Source organism: Faecalibacterium tardum (assembly GCF_040096515.1).
Classification (GTDB): domain Bacteria; phylum Bacillota; class Clostridia; order Oscillospirales; family Ruminococcaceae; genus Faecalibacterium; species Faecalibacterium tardum.
In genome coordinates this window covers 63,753-81,715 of sequence record NZ_JBBMEO010000004.1, presented here as the reverse complement: position 1 = coordinate 81,715, position 17,963 = coordinate 63,753, and the positions used below count along the sequence as shown (strand labels likewise).

The following is a 17,963-nucleotide window of genomic DNA, read 5'->3' as shown; positions in this document are numbered from 1 at the left end:
TGCGGCAATGAAGATCAAGGTTTCGGTCCCTGCCACCAGCGCCAACGTAGGCTCCGGCTTCGATGCGCTGGGTCTGGCAGTTACCCTGTACAACACAGTCACCTTTGAGGATAGCGAGGTGCTGGAGATCTCGGCGTCGGATGGCACCCGCATCCCCCGGGGCGAGTCGAATCTCGTGTACCGCTCCGCCAAGGGTCTGTTCGAAAAAGTTGGCAAGCAGATCCCGCCCCTCAAGATCACCCAGACGAACCCCATCCCCATGGCGAGGGGTCTGGGCTCTTCTTCGGCCTGCATCATTGCAGGCCTGCTGGGCGCCAACCGGATGCTGGGCGATGTGCTCAACACGCAGGAACTGCTCACGCTGGCAACTGCTATCGAGGGACACCCCGATAACGTGGCTCCGGCCCTGCTGGGCGGCCTGACCAGCAGCGTGTTTGAGGACGGCAAGGTGTATTCGGTCAAGCGGAATGTGGATGAAAGTCTCTGCTTTGCCGCCATCGTGCCGGACTACAAGCTGCTGACCGAGGCAGCCCGCGCTGCCCTGCCCAAGGAGGTATCCCATAAGGACGCGGTGTATAACCTGTCCCGTGCGGCGCTGGTGCCCGCAGCCTTTTGCGAGGGACGGCACGACCTGCTGGCTATTGCCACCGAGGATAAGCTGCACCAGCAGTACCGGATGCCCCTGATGCCCGGCTCCCGCGAGGTGTTCGATATGGCGCGTCTGTGCGGCGCAAAGGCTGTGTATGTGTCCGGTGCAGGCAGCACGGTCATGGCTGTGGCCGAAAAGGCCGAGGCCGAAAAGTTCTATTCCAAGCTGGAAAAGGGTCTGGAGCTGCTGGAAGGTCTGGACGGATGTGAAGCATTTACACTGTTGCAGCTGGATGCCGATAACACTGGCGCGACCGTGGAATGATAAACGGGTAAGGGAAGTGCAAGAACGCTTCCGCCCGGCAAGCCCCCGCAAACGCGGGGCGTAAAGAGGAGAGTGACAAGATATGGCGTTGATCGTACAGAAATTCGGCGGTTCTTCCGTAAAGGACCGTGATCGTATCTTCAACGTTGCGCGGATCGTGGCCAACACCCACAACGCGGGCAATGACGTAGTGGTGGTGGTTTCCGCACAGGGCGACACCACCGATGACCTGATCGCCAAGGCAGGGGAGATCACCCATAACCCCTCGGCGCGTGAGATGGATATGCTGCTGGCCTCCGGCGAGCAGATCAGCATCGCACTGCTGGCCATGGCGCTGAACGAGCTGGGCTGCCATGCCATCAGCCTGACCGGCTGGCAGGCGGGCTTCCGCACCGACCGTGCCTACACCAAGGCGCGCATCACCCGGCTGGAGACCGAGCGGATCTCCTCCGAGCTGGAGCGCAACCGTGTGGTGGTGGTGGCAGGCTTTCAGGGCTTGAACAAGCTGGACGATATCACCACGCTGGGACGCGGCGGCTCCGACACCAGTGCTGTGGCGATTGCTGCTGCTCTGCACGCTGACCGCTGCCAGATCTACACGGATGTGGAGGGCGTTTACACCGCCGACCCGCGCAAGGTGCGCAACACCCGCAAACTGGAGGAGATCACCTTTGACGAGATGCTGGAGCTGGCATCTCTGGGCGCACAGGTGCTGAACAACCGCAGCGTGGAGCTGGCCAAAAAGTACAATGTGGAGCTGGAGGTGCTCTCCAGCCTGAACCCCATCCCGGGTACGGTGGTTAAGGAGGTTACAAAGGACATGGAAGGTATGCTGATCAAGGGTGTTGCCAAGGACACCGATGTTGCTGTTATCACGATTCTCAACGTTCCCGATGAGCCGGGCATGAGCTTTAAGATCTTTGGTCTGCTGGCACAGAAGAACATCAATGTGGACATCATCCTGCAGTCCACCGGCCGCGACGGCAAGAAGGACATCAGCTTTACCTGTGCCGAGGGCGAAGCCGAGGTGGCCATGCGTGTGCTGAAAGAAAGCGCACACTTCAGCGATGTCAGTGTGGACACCACCTGCGCCAAGGTCTCCATCGTGGGTGCTGGTATGCAGAGCCACAGCGGCGTTGCTTCCAAGATGTTCGAGGCACTGTCCAACAACAATATCAACATCAAGATGATCTCCACCAGCGAGATCAAGATCTCCTGCATCATCGACCGTGCAGACGCCGACAAGGCTGTCGGCGCCATCCACGATATGCTGTTTGACTGATCTGCGTAAAATTTTTGGTTATGGCCTGTCTGCTCCCTGCCGGGGGCGGGCGGGTCATAATTTTTTTACACACGGCGGCGTTTACACAAATTGCAAAGGGGTGTATAATATAGTTTGAATCTGTGCGGCGCACCGGCGCTGCAACTATGCCGAAAAGGAGCCCCGCCGCATGAGTGAATCCACCCGTACCTCCAGAGCGCCTGCTGATAAGCGCCTGACCTATCAACAATGGAAGCGCCGCAAAATGCTGCGGCTGGCCCGCAACTGGGTGCTGTTTCTGGCCGGCTGCGCGGTGGTGGTGGCGCTGCTGACCGGCGGCATCCTGTGGCTGTTGCCCAAGGTGCACGGCCTGCTGGCCGGGCCAAAGGTGTTTGCAGCCAGCGTGTACGACGGCACGGATTACGTATTCGACGCCGCAGACGCGCGGCTTACGTTGGTGAACGCCAACCTGCCCTATGCTGCTGAGCCTGCCCCGCTGCTGGATACCGCCGACGAAGCTACCGGCCAGCAGCTGGAAGCGGAAGCCGCCATGCAGTACCGCAGTATGGCCGCCGCCGCGCAGGCAGACGGCATCAGCCTGACCCTTGTGGCCGGTTATCAGGACGCCGACACCCGGCAGGCTGCTTATGAAGCCCGGGTGCAGACCTACCGCGATAAGCGCAAGAGCGAAGAAGCCGCCGCCCGTCTGGCGGCTTCCATCCAGCCCGCCGCCAACGCCAACGAGCACGGCACCGGCTACGCGGCAGATATCCTCAGTGCGGACGCCCCGCAGCAGAATACCAGCTTTGCCGAGACCCGCGCCTACGAATGGCTTACGGCCTACGCGGCGGAATACGGCTTTATCCTGCGCTACCCGCAGGACAGGCAGGCCGCCACCGGCATCGTGTTCGAGCCGTGGCACTGGCGCTATGTGGGGGTGGAAAACGCCCTTGCCATCCGCGCCAGCGGCCTGAGCTTGGAAGAGTTCATCGCCCTGCAGCGGGCAGACTGAATCAAATGCTCTGTGCTGCGGCACAGAGAGAAGGGAACTATCATTGGAACGTACTCTCATTGCACCGGGCGTGCATCTTTCCTGCGACCCGGCTTCTAAATTCAACCGCTGTCGCATCAGCATCCACTTTGCCTTCCCGGCAGAGCGCAAAACGGCCACTGCCCATGCGCTTTTGCCGCTGGTGATGGAACGCGGCTATGCGGACTGCCCGGATATGACCCAGCTGACCAAAAAGCTGGCAAAGCTCTACGGTGCAGACCTGACCGTGGACGCCCGCCCTATGGGCTGCAACCACAACCTCTGCGTTAGCGTGACCGGCATCAAGGATGCCTTTGCGCTGGAGGGTGAGGCGCTGACCGCCGAGTATACCAAAATCGCGCTGGGTGCGGCCTTCCATCCGTATTTTGTGGACGGCTGTTTTGACCCGCAGGCCGTCAGCATTGAAAAGCAGATGCTGAAAAAGGGCCTTGAGGACGAGATCAACGATAAACGCATCTACTGCCTGCATCAGGCTAACCGGGAATTTTTTGGTGACAGCCCGGCAGGCGTGCGGCAGGAGGGCTATCTGGAAGAGGTGGACGGTCTTACCCCGGCTGTGCTGACCGATGCCTACCGGCAGATGCTGCGCACCGCCAACATCGAGCTGCTGGTGCTGGGCTGTGACGCCGCCCAGACCGCCGCTATCCGGGACGCTTTGCTGGCAGAGCTTGCCTGCATCGACCGCGCCCCGCTGCCGCTGGTGGAAAACATGGCCATGCCCGCCATTGCACCGGTGCACAAGACCGAAAACTACGATATGGTGCAGGCAAAGCTGTGTATGCTGTTCACGCTGGGGCAGCCCATGCAGCCGCAGCAGCTGGCAGCGGTGCGCCTTGCCATGGCACTGTACGGCGGCAGCGTGACCAGCCGCCTGTTCCTCAATGTGCGGGAACGGGACCATCTGTGCTACTACTGCTCCTCCTCCTTCCAGAGCTTTACCGGCAGCATGGCGGTGAACAGCGGCGTGGAGCACGCCGATGCCGCCCGCGCAGAGCAGGCGATTCTGAAAGAGCTTGCCGACCTGTGCACCGGTCCCATTACCGACGAAGAATTTGAGGATTGCCGCCGGGGTTTGCTCAGCGGTATGAACGGGGTAGAGGACAGTCTTGGCGGCATCGAGAGCTGGTACTACATCGAGGTGCTGCGCGCCGGTGCCAACAGCGCTGCGCCTATTCAGAGCCCGGAGCAGGCACGGAATGCCCTGCGTGCCGTGACCAAGGACGAGGTGCGGGATATCCTGCGCCGCCTGACCCTTTCGGTCAGCTATCTGCTTACAAAGGAGGATACTGCCCATGCCGCAGAATAACCAGACCCTGCTGGAAAAGACCGTGGCCGACCAGTGGCAGACCCTGCCCTCCGGCCTGACGGTGCTGGTGCGCTCCATGCCGGGGTATTCCAGCACCCATGTGATCTATGCCACAAAGTTCGGCTCTATCGACCGGGATTTCTGCCTGAACGGGCAAACGGTGCATCTGCCGGCAGGCGTGGCGCATTTTCTGGAGCACAAAATGTTCGAAGACGAGGACGGCGACGCCTTTGCCAAGTACGCAAAGACGGGTGCCAACGCCAACGCCTTTACCAGCTTTGACCGCACCTGCTACCTGTTCACGGCTACCCAGCAGCTGGACGAAAGTCTGGACGTGCTGCTGGGTATGGTAGGTCACCCCTACTTTACCGAGCAGACCATTGCAAAAGAACAGGGCATCATCGGGCAGGAGATCAAAATGTACGACGACAGCCCGGACTGGCGGCTCATCACCGGCCTGTTCGAGTGTCTGTACCACAGCCACCCCATCCGCAGCGACATCGCGGGCACGGTGGAAAGCATTGCCGAGATCACGCCCGCCATGCTGTACGACAGCTGCAAGGCCTTTTATGCCCCGGGCAATATGGTGCTGGCTGCGGCCGGCAACACCACTATGGAACAGATCCTTGCCGCCTGCAAGCGGCACGGCCTGATGGAGCCCCGCCCGGCAGAAAAGGTGCAGCGGCTGTGGGCCACGGAGCCTATGACCCTTGCCGCTACGGAAAAAACGCTGACCATGCCGGTTTCCAAGCCCTGCTTCGGCGTAGGCTTTAAGGAAGAGCCGCTGCCTGCGGACGATCTGCGCACCGAGGCGCTGTACGACCTTGTGCTCAGCTGCGTCGTGGGCGGGATGTCGCCCTTGTACCGCCGCCTGTACGACGAGGGTCTTGTGAACCCCGGCTTTGGCGGCGAGGTGCTGCGGGTGGACGGCTGCTGCTGTATCCTGTTCACCGGCGAGAGCGATGTGCCGGACACCGTGCGGCAGCTACTGCTGGACGAGATCGCCCGGGTGCGCGCCGCCGGTGTGGACAGGGAAGTGTTTACCCTGTGCAAGAACGAAAAATACGGCCAGCTGATCGAAAATCTGGAAAACGTGGAGGACTCGGCCAGCCAGATGGCAGACTTTGCCCTCAGCGGCCAGACGGTGGCACAGCAGATCTCCATGCTGGCCGGGTTGACCGCAGAGGATGCGGATGCTGCCCTGCAGCACATCCTGTGCACCGACCGCATGGCTACCATGTACATTCAGCCGGACGGCACGGCGCAGGCGGCAGAAGAGGACGAGGAGGAAGAAGAATGACAAATCTGGTACAGTTCCCGGGTCTGGGACTGAGTTTTCACCTGAACCGCGTGGCTTTTACCATCGGCGGGGTCAGCATCTACTGGTACGGCGTGTGCATCGCAGTGGGTCTGTGTCTGGCACTGGTCTTTGCCTTCCGGCACAGTCTGGAATTTGGCGTAGACCCGGACAGCATGGTGGACGTCATCCTCATCGGCGTAGTGCTGGGCATCATCAGCGCTCGCGCCTACTATGTGGCTATGGCACCTTTTAAATACGAGAGCATCTGGGAGATGATCGCCATCCGGGATGGCGGCCTTGCCATCTACGGCGGCATCATCGGTGGCTTTTTGTTCGGCGGTCTGGCCTGCAAGTGGCGGGGCGTGCCGGTGCTGCCCATGTTCGACCTGACTGCTATGGGCTTTCTTATCGGGCAGGGCTGCGGCCGCTGGGGCAACTTTTTCAATCAGGAGGCCTTTGGCTGCAACACCACCCTGCCGTGGGGAATGTACAGCGAGGCCACCCGCGCTTACCTGATGAGCAGCACGGTCACGGTACCCAAGGGTGTGATCATCGACCCCAACCTGCCGGTGCACCCCACCTTTTTGTACGAGAGCATCTGGTGCTTTGTGGGCTTCTTCCTGCTGTTCCGCTACATCAAAAAGCGCAAGTTCAACGGCGACATCACCCTGCGGTATCTGATCTGGTACGGCGCAGGCCGTTTCTGGATCGAGGGTCTGCGCACCGACAGCCTGATGCTGGTGCCCTCCATCGGGCTGCGGGCATCCCAGCTGATGGCAGGCATCGCCGTGGTGGCGGGCATTGCAGCAGAGGTGTACTTTACCCGCAAGCTCAAGGACAAGCCCCTGTTTGTGCCGCTGGCGCTGAACGCCGAGAACAAGGCGGCTCAAAAGAAGCTGGACGGCCCCATCTCCTTTGCGGGTAAGGATACCCAGCTGCTGGCCTCCAGCCCGCGCAAGCTGTTTTTGGAAAAGACTGAGGCCTATAATGCGCAGGTGAAAGCCGCCATAGAACAGGCCGGGCAGAAAAAAGCGTAAAAATCTGCGCAAAAAGGGAAATTTCCTCTTGCAATCCGGCTTGGTTTTTGCTATAATATTCTAGCCGCATGGTGTGGGCGCCTGAAATGGCCCGCTGTAAGGGTCTGCCTTTACGACCAGCGAGTACAACGAAAAGGAATGAACAAAATGTACGCAATCATTGTTACCGGCGGTAAGCAGTACCGCGTGGAGCAGGGCGACATCGTCTACATCGAAAAGCTGGACGTTGAGGCCGACTCCGAAGTGAAGTTTGATCAGGTTCTCGCTATTGGCGAGGAGGGTTCTGTGAAGGTTGGCGCTCCTGTTGTTGAGGGTGCTACCGTTTCTGCCAAGGTCATCAAGAATGGCAAGGGCAAGAAGCTGAACATCATCACCTATCGCGCAAAGAAGCACAGTGCTCGCCGTATGGGCCATCGTCAGCCCTACACCAAGGTTGAGATCACTGCGATCAACGGCTAAGGAGGTAAATTACAATGGCACATAAAAAGGGCGTAGGCAGCACCAAGAACGGCCGCGATTCCGCAGCACAGCGTCTGGGCACCAAGCGTGCAGACGGTCAGTTCGTTCTGGCCGGCAACATCCTGGTTCGTCAGCGTGGCACCCACATCATGCCGGGTGAGAACGTTGGCAAGGGCAGCGATGACACCCTGTTTGCTCTGGTGGACGGCACCGTCCGTTTCGAGCGCGTGGGCAAGAGCGGCAAGAAGTGCAGCGTTAAGCAGTAACTTCTTTCTGAATAACTGCAATCGTAGAGCCGGACCCTCGTGGCCCGGCTCTTTTTGATGAAATAAGGCTATGCGTTCGTGTAGCGCTTTTTGCAAGCCTTCCCCCGGTCGGGGGAAGGTGGCACGAAGTGCCGGATGAGGGCGCTGAAACGCAAAGGCCTATAAAGCTAAGGAGGGGCTGTATGGCAGCACAGACTAACTTTATCGACATCGCCACGATATGGCTCCATGCGGGCAAGGGCGGCGATGGCGCGGTGAGCTTCCACCGCGAAAAATTCGTGGCCGCAGGCGGCCCGGACGGCGGCGACGGCGGACGGGGCGGCGACATCATCTTTGTGGCGGACGACCATCTGTCCACCCTGATGGATTTCCGCTATAAGCGCAAGTATGTGGCCCCGGAGGGCGGCAAGGGCGGCGCGAGCCTGTGCCACGGCAAAAATGCCGAAAATCTGGTCATCAAGGTGCCGCTGGGCACTGTGATCAAGGACGCAGAGAGCGGCCTTGTCATCGCAGACCTGTCCGACCACACCCCGGTCACCATTGCTAAGGGCGGCCGCGGCGGCTACGGCAACGCACACTTTGCCACCCCCACCCGCCAGATCCCCAAGTTTGCAAAGCCCGGTATGCCCGGCGAGGATCTGCAGGTGACCTTGGAGCTGAAGCTGATTGCAGACGTGGGCCTGATCGGCTTCCCCAACGTGGGTAAGTCCACCCTCATCTCCACCATCAGCGCGGCTAAGCCCAAGATCGCAAACTACCACTTTACCACCCTTGTGCCCACGCTGGGCGTTGTGTCGGTGGGCGAGGGCGCAAGCTTTGTCTGCGCCGACATTCCCGGCCTGATCGAGGGTGCCAGCGAGGGCGTCGGTCTGGGTCACGATTTCCTGCGCCATGTGGAGCGCTGCCGTCTGCTGCTGCACGTCGTTGACGTTTCCGGCAGCGAGTGCCGTGATCCCATCGAGGACTTTGAAAAGATCAACGAGGAGCTGGCCAAGTTCAGCCCCGTGCTGGCCGAGCGTCCGCAGATCGTGGTGGGCAACAAGTGCGACCTTGCCACCGAGGAGCAGATCGAGACCTTCCGCCAGTATGTGGAGGGCAAGGGTCTGACCTTTGTGCCTATCTCTGCCGCCACCATGCAGGGCGTCAAGCAGCTGCCGGGGCTCGTGTACAACCGCCTCAAGGATATCCCGCAGGTGCCGGTGTTCACTCCCGAGTACAAAAAGCCGGAGGCTAAGAAGAATGGCCGCGACTTCACCATCCAGCGCATGGAAGCCCATGTGTGGAGTGTGGATGCCCCGTGGCTGGAGTATATTCTGGCCGGCAGCAACGTGGACGACTACGAGAGCCTGCAGTTCTTCCAGCGTCAGCTGGGCGAGAGCGGCATTCTGGACGCGCTGGTGCAGAAGGGCGTGGAAGAAAACGATACCATCCTTATCGGCGAGTATCAGTTCGACTATATCTTCTAAGGATAAAGCAGCATGAACGAATCAGAAAAGATCGACCCGCGGGAGCTCAGCCCGCTTGCGCTGGCCTTTGTAGGGGACAGCGTGCTGGAGCTGCTGGTGCGCCAGCGTCTGGTGGAGCACCACCGCCTTTCAGCCGGAAAGCTGAACGCCGAAAAGGTCAAGTATGTATCTGCCAAGGCGCAGTTCCGGGAACAGCAGCTGCTGGAGCCGCTGTTCACCGAGGACGAGTTGGCCGTGTTCAAGCGCGGCCGCAACGCCAGCAAGGCCAGTGTCGCCAAGCATGCCTCCCCGGAGGAATACCGTGCCTCCACCGGCTTCGAGTGCCTGCTGGGCTGGCTGTACCTGAACGGACAGCTGGAGCGTGTGCACCAGCTGTTTGAGGTGCTGTGGCAGCAGTTTGAACCTGACCAGAAATAAGAATGCGAAAGCCCGCTGCTTTCCACACTGGAAACCAGTGGTGGAGGGCAGCGGGCTTTGCTTGTTGGCATCTGTGGTCCGTCAGATGCTGCTTACGCCATCAGCGGCTGTTTTTTGCGTTGGTGGAACGGCTGTTGGTGGAGTTTTTGGCGCTCTCGTCATCGGCACCCTTGGTGTACTGGTTGGGGTGCTTGTGCTCGTTGGTGGCGCTGTTGGTGGTCTTGTTGCTGGTACGGTTGGAGGTCTGGTTCTTGCAATTGGTACTGCGGTTCTCACTACGGTTTTCCATGGTGTGAATGCTCCTTTCGGTCGTTGCTGTGGGGGCGGGGTCGCCCTCACAGTCCATAGTGTGGCCGCAGCCGGCGGCTTTATACATCCCATGGGAGGAAAAGAATATGCCTACGGAATATTTTGAGCAGCGGGAACGTGCCCTGCTGGGCCAGCGGTACGAGCAGCTGTATGCCGCCCCGCAGCAGACGGCAGAGCGCGGAGTCACCGTGTCGGCGCTGCGCACCACACCGGAGCAGTTTGCGCAGAGGGCAGATTTCCCGCTGGAACCCTCGCCCTTCTGCAAGGCGGCTTTTGTGGTGCATCAGCCGGACTTTAAGCCCGGACGGCATCCGTACCACCATGCGGGGGTGTTCTACTCGCAGGAGCCCTCGGCCTCCTCGGCTGCGCCGCTGCTGGGGGTACAGCCCGGGATGCGGGTGCTGGATCTGTGCGCCGCGCCCGGTGGCAAAAGCAGCCAGCTGGCGGCGGCATTGCAGGGACGCGGTGTGCTGGTAAGCAACGAGTATGTGGCTGCGCGTGCCGAGATTTTAAAAAGCAACCTTGAGCGCATGGGCGTTTCCAACGCCGTGGTGCTCAACGAGACCCCTGCCCGCATTGCCGAGGCACTGCCGGAGTTTTTTGACCGGGTGCTGGTGGATGCGCCCTGTTCCGGCGAGGGAATGTTCCGCAAGGAGCCGGTAGCGCTGCAGCAGCACTGCGTGGCACTGGTAAAGCAGTGCGCAGAGCTGGGCGCGCAGATACTGGATTGCGCGGCGGCGGCACTGGCTCCCGGCGGGCAGCTGGTGTACTCTACCTGCACCTTTGCGCCGGAGGAGGACGAAGGACAGGTGGCGGCCTTTTTGCAGCGCCACCCGGAGTTTGCACTGGCAGATGTGCTGGGCAACGTGGACTACACCTTTGGCAGCGCAGGCGAAGATAACCGCACCGGCGGTCTGCCGCTGGATGTAAGCAAGGTGCGCCGCATCTGGCCCTGTCAGGGCGGCGAGGGGCATTTTATGGCCAGACTGGTCAAGGCCGGCACGCCCCGCACCCTGCTGCCGGAGGGAGAATACACCCCGGAAGAACAGCTTTGGCTTGCCGCTGCTGCGGAAGCGGGCAAAAAGAGCAAGGGCAAGGCTGCAAAACCTGCCAAGGCGGCAGATGCCCGCAGCGCACGCCGCGCGGACAGTCGCGCCTGCCGGGACGCCGTGCAGGGCACGAGCCGCCGCACCCGGGATACCGGGGCAGGGGAGGCCACCCCGGCGCAGAGCCTTGCCGCATGGCAGGAGTTTGCCCGGCAGTACTTCCCCGCGCTGGCGCAGCGTCCGGCCGTGGTGCACGGCGGCGGCGTGCTGCTGCCGGTGGCCTTCCCGCAGACGGGACTTCATGTGCTGCGGGCGGGGGTGTTCGTGGGCAGTGTGCAGAAGGGGCGCTTTGTGCCGGAGCACCATCTGTTTACGGCCTTTGGCAGCCTGTGCACGAACTGTGAGCAGCTGACTCTTGCCGACTGCCGCTGCACCGAGTACCTCTCCGGCCGCGAGGTGGAAGCCCGCACGGCAGCGGACGGCTGGTGCTGCGTGACCGTGGACGGCTGGCCGCTGGGCGGCGGCAAGGTGTCCGGCGGGCGGGTGAAAAACCACTACCCCAAGGCACTGCGGCTGCTGTAAACCGCAGATTTACGCGCATCCGGGCGAAAATCGGGCTTTTCAGGCTTGAACGCGCCGGTGGATTGTGATAAAATAACAGAGTTAGATTTTGTGTGCTGCCACAAGCGGGCGACCACAGCCCGTCTGCCCGCAGGCGGAGATACCGATAAATTTAGGAGGCTCTTTCCCATGTCTGGACATAGCAAATGGAACAACATTAAGCGCAAGAAGGAAAAGACTGACGGCGCCCGTGCCAAGGTCTTTACCAAGATCGGCCGCGAGATCAGCGTTGCCGTCCGTGACGGCGGCCCCAACCCGGCTTCCAACAGCAAGCTGGCAGATCTGATCGCCAAGGCAAAGCGCATGAGCGTGCCCAACGATAACATCCAGCGTATCATCAAGAAGGCCGAGGGCGGCGACAAGACCGAGTTCGAGGCCATCACCTACGAGGGCTACGGCCCCGGCGGCGTGGCAGTCATGGTGGAGACCCTGACCGACAACCGCAACCGTACCGCTGCCGACCTGCGCCACTACTTCGATAAGAACGGCGGCAATCTGGGCGCTATGGGCTGTGTGGCCTTCCTGTTCAACCAGAAGGGTGTCATCGACATCTCTCTGGAGGATAAGGACGCCGACGAGGCCATGATGGATGCTCTGGATGCCGGTGCCGAGGACTTTGATGCCAGCGAGGACGCAGCCGAGGTCACCACCGACCCCGAGAACTACTCCGCTGTGGTCAAGGCTCTGGAGGAGAAGGGCTACGAGATCCTGTCCGACGATCTGGCCATGGTGCCCATGACCACCACCCGCCTGACCGACCCCGATCAGCTGAAGCAGATGGGCAAGCTGCTGGATTCTCTGGAAGATAACGACGACGTGCAGAACGTCTGGCACTCTCTCGAGAACGAAGAGGATCTGCCGGAATAAGCTTCCGCAAGGCTCTTTGCTCCTGAAATAAAACGATAAAAAGCCGCTTTTTGTGCCGCAAGGCACGAAAGGCGGCTTTTGTTTGTTATTTTTGTATGTCGTGCGGATAAGGGTTCCTTCTGGCATCAGAAAAATCGTACTCTGCACGCATATCCTCATCGTAGGATGGATTTTCCGAAGAAGTGCCATTAGATTTATCGTTCATAGTGCGTCCACAGACTGAGAATCTTAACGGTCTGCTCTTTTTCATAGACCTGATAAACAAGGCGGTGCTGGATGTTGATGCGGCGGCTGTATGCACCGTTCAGATCACCCACCAGCTTTTCGTACGGGGGCGGGTTTTGGAAAGGATCAACACGAATGATTTCAATGAGCGCCCTTGCCTTTTCGTCCAGATGGGCAGACTTCAGTTTTGGCACGTCCTTTGCGGCGGTTTTGGTGTAAACGACCTTGTACATTTACCACTCCACCGCCGTTTCGTCCACACAGTCCTCAAGCGGCGTGGCGATTCCGTCCATAATCTTTTCGCGCATACCCGGTGCAGAGACCAGATACAGCGTTTCCATGATGCCGCTGTAATCTTCTTCAGACAGCAGTACGGCATTGCCGTCCTTGGTGGTGATGTTGATGGGCTGGTTGTATTTAATGGTCTGCTCTACATAGTCGAAGGCATTCTTACGGAAATTCGTGATATTTGTAGTGGTCATCGTAGAAGCACTCCTTTCGTGTACAGTATAGCGTACGCTTGTAAAAATGTCAATATGCGACCGGCAATCGAAACATGACACACGGTCACCCCTGTGCCAGCGCCTTACCTTTTGCGTAGTAGCGCTGCATTTCTTCCCGGGGGACCATGTTCCCGCCGGTAGCCCAGACCAGATGGGTGGCGTTTGCCAGCGCACCGGCGGGCAGAGCGGTTTCGGTGTAAGCGCCAAGCAGCTGCCCGGGCTGGGTGAGCACCGGGCCGTACATTCCCGCCAGAGCGCTGGGTTCAAGGTAAAGATCTTCGGCATCAGCCAGCTGCGCCAGAAGGGTGTACATCCGCTCGTCCTGCAGGGTGTAGCAGCCGCTCATAAAGGGGCGCATCAGCCCGCCCACAAAGCCGGAGGCGCGCCCCACGGCAAGACCGTCGGCGGCGGTGCGGTTATCGATGCCAAAGTCCTGCACGCAGACGCTGCTGTTTTCGCCGGTAGCCATGCCCAGCATCATGCAGGGGGAGTGGGTGGGCTCGGCGAAGAAGCAATGTGCGGCATCGCCGAACAGCATCTTCAGGCCAAAGGCTACGCCGCCGGGGCCACCGCCCACGCCGCAGGGCAGATAGGCGAAGAGGGGATGCTCCGCGTCCACGGTGACGCCCTGCGCGTCCAGCTGCTTTTTCAGCCGCAGGGCAGCCACGGCATAGCCCAGAAAGAGGGTCTTGGAGTTTTCGTCATCCACAAAATGGCAGTAGGGGTCACCCGCCGCCAGTTTGCGCCCCTCGGTTACGGCGATGCTGTAATCGGAGGCATACTCCACCACCTTGACGCCCCGGCTGCGGAGCAGGTCTTTCTTCCACTGCCGCGCGTCAGCGGACATGTGTACAGTGACCTGAAAGCCCAGCTTCGCGCTCATGATGCCGATGGAAAGCCCCAGATTGCCGGTGGAGCCCACCGCGATGGAATACTGCGAGAACAGCTTGCGGAAACGCTCTTCTGCCAGCACGGCGTAGTTGTCGGTAAGGTGCAGCATCCCGCTGTGCAGAGCAATGTCCTCGGCGGTTTTCAGCACCTCGTAAATGCCGCCCCGCGCCTTGATGGAGCCGGAAATGGGCAGATGACTGTCCAGTTTGACCCATACCTGCCCGGCAATGCGGGTGCCGCTGCGCTCTTCCAGCACCTTCTGCATCCGGGGAATGGGCTGAACAGGGGACTCAATGATGCCGCCGGTCGCAGCAGTCTCGGGAAAGACGGCGGCAAGATAGGGCGCAAACCGCTCCAGCCGTGCGGCGGCGTCCTCAATGTCGGAAAGCGTCAGCGGGCAGGCAGCCGCAGCCTGTGCAAAGGGCAGCTTGTCCGGGTTTGTCCATGCAGTCTCCTTCAGGGCACAGAGGTCGGAGACCACGGGGTATGCCGCGATCCAATCGGCAACAGAACGCCCGGCGATGCACTTGGCAGGTGAAACCATAGCGGATCCTCCTTTATATATAGAACCAGATGGTGCGCCCGGCAGTTTTCGCGGAGCGCTGCGTGTCTTGAATATAAAGGTTTTTACAGGAATTGTCAACCGGCTGCTTTTTGTGTCGGGCAGGTCAGAGCACCACGATCTCGGTAGTCACCAGCTGCTGCTCTGCGCCGTAGTTCAGCTTCATGGCGTAGTCGGTCAGGGCGCAGAATTCCTCGGCCTCCTTCCGGGTGGCAAAATAGTTCTCGGTAAGTACCTCGGAGCTGCCGCAGGCGTGGAAGATGGTCTTTACCACAAAGTTGCTTTCGTTCATAGTATGCCTCTCTTTTTCAGTTGATGAGGGAGACGCTGCCGTCCCTCGGTGTAATTGCAGTATAACAGGGCAAATGTACCACAGAACGGACTTTTAACGGAAGCAGGGCATATTTTTGCGCAAACCGGTCAAAAAGCCGCACCAGCCGGAAAAGCAGGACAAGATTGGAAAGGGAGCAACACACTGCCCAAAAACCTTGTTAAAAAACTGGCATTTTGCCGTTTTTGTGTAAAGTATACAAGAATAAACACAAAAAAATGGCATTGTGCGTATTGCTATTTTAAAACTGATATATTAGAATATAAGCAAGAAGAGCGTGCAGGCGTACTGCGCGTGCCACATGATAAATAACGACAGGAGGAACTTCTCTATGCCTATGAAAATGGGTTGGCGCTGGTATGGCGAGGGCAACGACCCCGTCACCCTGAGCGACATCAAGCAGATCCCCGGCGTGACCAGCATCGTCTGGGCACTGCACAACAAGATGCCCGGCGAGATCTGGGAAATCGACGAGATCCAGAAGGTTGCAGACCAGATCCACGCTTACGGCTTTGATATGGATGTCGTCGAGTCCGTCAACGTCCACGATGACATCAAGATTGGTCTGCCCACCCGCGACCAGTATATCGAGAACTACAAGCAGTGCATCCGCAACCTGTCCAAGTTCGGCGTCAAGGTCATCTGCTATAACTTCATGCCCATCTTCGACTGGACCCGCACCGACCTGTTCCACCCGGTAGGCGACGGCTCCACCGCACTGTTCTACGAGAAGGACAAGATCAAGGGCGACTACAAGGCTATGGCTGAGTACATCATGTCCTTCACCGAGAAGTACAACATGACCTTCCCCGGCTGGGAGCCGGAGCGCATGGCAAAGCTGGACGAGCTGTTCAAGGCTTACGCCCCTGTCACCAAGGAGAAGCTGTGGGAGAACCTGAAGTACTTCCTGGAGGCTCTGATGCCCACCTGCCACGAGTGTGACATCAAGATGGCCATCCACATGGACGATCCCCCTTGGGATATCTTTGGCCTGCCCCGCCTGCTGGTGGACGAGCCCAGCATCGACCGCTTCCTGAAGATGGTGGACGATCCGTACAACTGCCTGACCCTGTGCACCGGCAGCCTGAACGCAAATCCCAACAATAACTGTGCCGAGATCATCCGCAAGCACTGCGACCGCATTGCCTTCGGCCACGTCCGCAACATCCACCACTTCCCCAACGGCGACTTCTCTGAGGCTGCGCACCGCGACTGCTGCGGCGAGACCGGCATCATTGAGGTGATGCGCGCTTACCATGACTGCGGCTTTGAGGGCTACATCCGCCCCGACCACGGCCGTCAGCTGTGGGAGGAAGGCCCCGGCAACTGCCGCCCCGGCTATGGCAAGTATGACCGTGCTCTGGGCATCCAGTATATGCTGGGTATCTGGGATCTGCTGGACCGTCTGGATGAAGAAAAGAAGGGCTGATTATTATGAAGCTGTCTGATATCAAAAACGGCAATCTGTCCGCCGAGTGGGCAGAAAAGGGCTACGAGCTGCCCAAATTCGACATTGAGGCCGTCAAGGCCAAGACCCACGCCGAGCCCACTTGGGTGCACTTCGGCGCCGGCAACATCTTCCGCGCTTTCCCCGCTGCCGTGTTGAACGATGCACTGAACAGCGGCAAGTACGACCGCGGCGTCATCGTGGCCGAGAGCTTTGACTACGAGATCATCGACAAGGCTTACCAGCCCTACGATAACCTGAGCCTGCTGGTCTGCCTGAAGTCCACCGGCGAGATCGAGAAGAAGGTCATCGCCTCCGTCACCGAAAGCCTGAAGGCTGACTACTCCTTCGGCGCTGACTGGGCACGTCTGGTGGAGATCTTCCAGAACCCCAGTCTGCAGATGATCTCCTTCACCATCACCGAGAAGGGCTACGGCGTTGCTCCCGCTGACCTAGAGCGCGGCCTGACCCCCGTGCTGGCCATGGGCAAGGTCACCGCTCTGCTGTACGAGCGCTTCAAGGCCGGTAAGCTGCCCCTGACCGTGCAGAGCATGGATAACTGCTCTCACAACGGCGATAAGGTCAAGACCGCTGTCCACGCCTACGCTGCAAAGTGGGTGGAGCAGGGTCTGGTGCCCGCAGAGTTCCTGGCCTATGTGCAGGACGAGACCAAGATCACCTTCCCCTGGAGCATGATCGATAAGATCACCCCGCGCCCGGACGCAAAGGTGCAGGAGATGCTGGCAAAGGACGGCTTTGAGGATAACTACACTATCGTTACCGAGAAGCACACCTTCACCGCTCCCTTCGTCAACGCCGAGGAGACCCAGTACCTGTGCATCGAGGATCACTACACCAACGGTCGTCCTCCGCTGGAGCTGGGCGGTGTGCTGTACTGCGACCGCGAGACCGTGGACAAGATTGAGAAGATGAAGGTCTGCACCTGCCTGAACCCCCTGCACACTGCCATGTCCATCTATGGCTGCATGCTGGGCTACACCCTCATCTCTGCCGAGATGGCAGACGAGGATCTGCGCTCCTTCATCCAGAAGATCGGCTATATCGAGGCTATGCCCGTCGTGGTCGATCCCGGCGTTCTGAACCCCTATGAGTTCATCGGCGCTGTCATCAACCGCCGTCTGCCCAACCCCTTCATGCCCGATGCTCCCCAGCGTATCGCTACCGATACCTCTCAGAAGCTGGCTATCCGCTTCGGCGAGACCATCAAGGCTTACGAGGAGCGCGGTCTGGACAAGTCCAATCTCGTGCTGATCCCGCTGGTGCTGGCAGGCTATGCCCGCTACCTGAAGGGCATCGACGACAACGGCCAGCCCTTCGAGATCTCTCCCGATCCGCTGCTGGCTGAGCTGCAGGCCATCGTCAGCCCCTTGGAGGTCAAGGAAGGCGAGCAGGACTTCAGCTGCCTGAAGGCTCTGTACAGCCGTGCCGATGTGTTCGGTGTGGATCTGTATGCCGTCGGTCTGGGCGAAAAGATCGAGGGCATGGTCAAGGAGCTGTACGCCGGTAACGGCGCAGTGCGCAAGACCCTGCACAAGTACACCCTTGCCCGCTAAAACTTTATAACGCTATTTCCGTGCCCACGCTGCGCTTTTGCTTTGCCGCAGCGTGGGTTTTTGTTTTGTAAAAATTGTTATGTAAAAGTAGACTCCCGGAGCGTCCGCAGA

At 59.7% G+C, this 17,963-nt stretch carries 20 protein-coding genes; 15 read left to right on the top strand and 5 right to left on the bottom strand.

The features are described 5' to 3' along the window. Nucleotides 1-7: 7 nt before the first annotated feature. From thrB to WMO44_RS04990, 10 genes are all read left to right on the top strand, one after another. On the top strand, nucleotides 8-913 hold the full coding sequence (gene thrB, locus WMO44_RS05035; RefSeq protein WP_005923334.1) for a homoserine kinase: 906 nt from the start codon (nucleotides 8-10) through the stop codon (nucleotides 911-913). Between the two features lie 82 nt (nucleotides 914-995). Beyond that, the gene (locus WMO44_RS05030; RefSeq protein ID WP_349151944.1) at nucleotides 996-2,195 is read left to right on the top strand and encodes an aspartate kinase; all 1,200 of its coding nucleotides are present in this window, start codon (nucleotides 996-998) and stop codon (nucleotides 2,193-2,195) included. 169 nt (nucleotides 2,196-2,364) lie between these two features. After that, on the top strand, nucleotides 2,365-3,186 hold the full coding sequence (locus tag WMO44_RS05025) for a M15 family metallopeptidase (RefSeq protein WP_349151943.1): 822 nt from the start codon (nucleotides 2,365-2,367) through the stop codon (nucleotides 3,184-3,186). Nucleotides 3,187-3,229: 43 nt separating this feature from the next. Continuing rightward, complete coding sequence (locus WMO44_RS05020; protein WP_349151942.1) at nucleotides 3,230-4,531, top strand: M16 family metallopeptidase; 1,302 nt, start codon at nucleotides 3,230-3,232, stop codon at nucleotides 4,529-4,531. Continuing rightward, nucleotides 4,518-5,831 (top strand): EF-P 5-aminopentanol modification-associated protein YfmH, encoded by a 1,314-nt coding sequence (yfmH, locus tag WMO44_RS05015; RefSeq protein ID WP_349151941.1) that lies wholly within the window; start codon nucleotides 4,518-4,520, stop codon nucleotides 5,829-5,831. The genes WMO44_RS05020 and yfmH overlap by 14 nt, the downstream gene beginning before the upstream one ends. Continuing rightward, nucleotides 5,828-6,868: a prolipoprotein diacylglyceryl transferase gene (gene lgt, locus WMO44_RS05010; RefSeq protein ID WP_349151940.1), complete on the top strand. Its 1,041-nt coding sequence runs from the start codon at nucleotides 5,828-5,830 to the stop codon at nucleotides 6,866-6,868. The genes yfmH and lgt overlap by 4 nt, the downstream gene beginning before the upstream one ends. 147 nt (nucleotides 6,869-7,015) lie before the next feature. Beyond that, nucleotides 7,016-7,327, top strand: coding sequence for a 50S ribosomal protein L21 (rplU, locus tag WMO44_RS05005; protein ID WP_015537858.1), 312 nt, complete (start codon nucleotides 7,016-7,018; stop codon nucleotides 7,325-7,327). Nucleotides 7,328-7,341: 14 nt separating this feature from the next. Further along, nucleotides 7,342-7,593 carry a 50S ribosomal protein L27 gene (gene rpmA, locus WMO44_RS05000; RefSeq protein WP_005923362.1) on the top strand — a complete coding sequence of 84 codons (252 nt, stop codon included), beginning with the start codon at nucleotides 7,342-7,344 and terminating at the stop codon, nucleotides 7,591-7,593. A 182-nt stretch (nucleotides 7,594-7,775) separates the two neighbouring features. Then, entirely contained in the window at nucleotides 7,776-9,059 is a 1,284-nt protein-coding gene (gene obgE, locus WMO44_RS04995; protein ID WP_349151939.1) for a GTPase ObgE, read from the top strand. Nucleotides 9,060-9,071: 12 nt separating this feature from the next. Next, nucleotides 9,072-9,476 carry a Mini-ribonuclease 3 gene (locus WMO44_RS04990; protein ID WP_349151938.1) on the top strand — a complete coding sequence of 135 codons (405 nt, stop codon included), beginning with the start codon at nucleotides 9,072-9,074 and terminating at the stop codon, nucleotides 9,474-9,476. A 100-nt stretch (nucleotides 9,477-9,576) separates the two neighbouring features. On the opposite strand, the gene WMO44_RS04985 is transcribed toward WMO44_RS04990, so the two are convergent. Further along, nucleotides 9,577-9,765 (bottom strand): hypothetical protein, encoded by a 189-nt coding sequence (locus WMO44_RS04985; RefSeq protein WP_117929793.1) that lies wholly within the window; start codon nucleotides 9,763-9,765, stop codon nucleotides 9,577-9,579. Between the two features lie 106 nt (nucleotides 9,766-9,871). On the opposite strand from WMO44_RS04985, the gene WMO44_RS04980 reads away from it, so the two are divergent. After that, nucleotides 9,872-11,413: an RsmB/NOP family class I SAM-dependent RNA methyltransferase gene (locus WMO44_RS04980; protein ID WP_349151937.1), complete on the top strand. Its 1,542-nt coding sequence runs from the start codon at nucleotides 9,872-9,874 to the stop codon at nucleotides 11,411-11,413. A gap of 168 nt (nucleotides 11,414-11,581) precedes the next feature. Continuing rightward, nucleotides 11,582-12,319, top strand: a complete 738-nt coding sequence (locus WMO44_RS04975) for a YebC/PmpR family DNA-binding transcriptional regulator (RefSeq protein WP_005923378.1) — start codon at nucleotides 11,582-11,584, stop codon at nucleotides 12,317-12,319. Nucleotides 12,320-12,513: 194 nt separating this feature from the next. Here WMO44_RS04975 and WMO44_RS04970 read toward each other — a convergent pair whose 3' ends face one another. The 4 genes from WMO44_RS04970 to WMO44_RS04955 form a co-directional block, all read right to left on the bottom strand. Next, complete coding sequence (locus WMO44_RS04970) at nucleotides 12,514-12,777, bottom strand: Txe/YoeB family addiction module toxin (RefSeq protein WP_349151936.1); 264 nt, start codon at nucleotides 12,775-12,777, stop codon at nucleotides 12,514-12,516. Beyond that, nucleotides 12,778-13,026, bottom strand: a complete 249-nt coding sequence (locus WMO44_RS04965) for a type II toxin-antitoxin system Phd/YefM family antitoxin (RefSeq protein WP_097779638.1) — start codon at nucleotides 13,024-13,026, stop codon at nucleotides 12,778-12,780. Nucleotides 13,027-13,111: 85 nt separating this feature from the next. Further along, nucleotides 13,112-14,482: a D-serine ammonia-lyase gene (dsdA, locus tag WMO44_RS04960; protein WP_349151935.1), complete on the bottom strand. Its 1,371-nt coding sequence runs from the start codon at nucleotides 14,480-14,482 to the stop codon at nucleotides 13,112-13,114. Nucleotides 14,483-14,606: 124 nt separating this feature from the next. Continuing rightward, nucleotides 14,607-14,792: a hypothetical protein gene (locus WMO44_RS04955; protein ID WP_349151934.1), complete on the bottom strand. Its 186-nt coding sequence runs from the start codon at nucleotides 14,790-14,792 to the stop codon at nucleotides 14,607-14,609. 54 nt (nucleotides 14,793-14,846) lie between these two features. Here WMO44_RS04955 and WMO44_RS04950 point away from each other — a divergent pair, with 54 nt between their 5' ends. Genes WMO44_RS04950 through WMO44_RS04940 form a run of 3 tightly spaced genes read left to right on the top strand, consistent with a single transcriptional unit; the run spans nucleotide 14,847 to nucleotide 17,852 of the window. Further along, nucleotides 14,847-15,143 (top strand): hypothetical protein, encoded by a 297-nt coding sequence (locus WMO44_RS04950; RefSeq protein ID WP_349151933.1) that lies wholly within the window; start codon nucleotides 14,847-14,849, stop codon nucleotides 15,141-15,143. A 19-nt stretch (nucleotides 15,144-15,162) separates the two neighbouring features. Then, nucleotides 15,163-16,260: a mannonate dehydratase gene (gene uxuA / locus WMO44_RS04945; protein ID WP_055184985.1), complete on the top strand. Its 1,098-nt coding sequence runs from the start codon at nucleotides 15,163-15,165 to the stop codon at nucleotides 16,258-16,260. 5 nt (nucleotides 16,261-16,265) lie between these two features. Continuing rightward, complete coding sequence (locus tag WMO44_RS04940) at nucleotides 16,266-17,852, top strand: mannitol dehydrogenase family protein (RefSeq protein WP_349151932.1); 1,587 nt, start codon at nucleotides 16,266-16,268, stop codon at nucleotides 17,850-17,852. Nucleotides 17,853-17,963 lie beyond the last annotated feature (111 nt).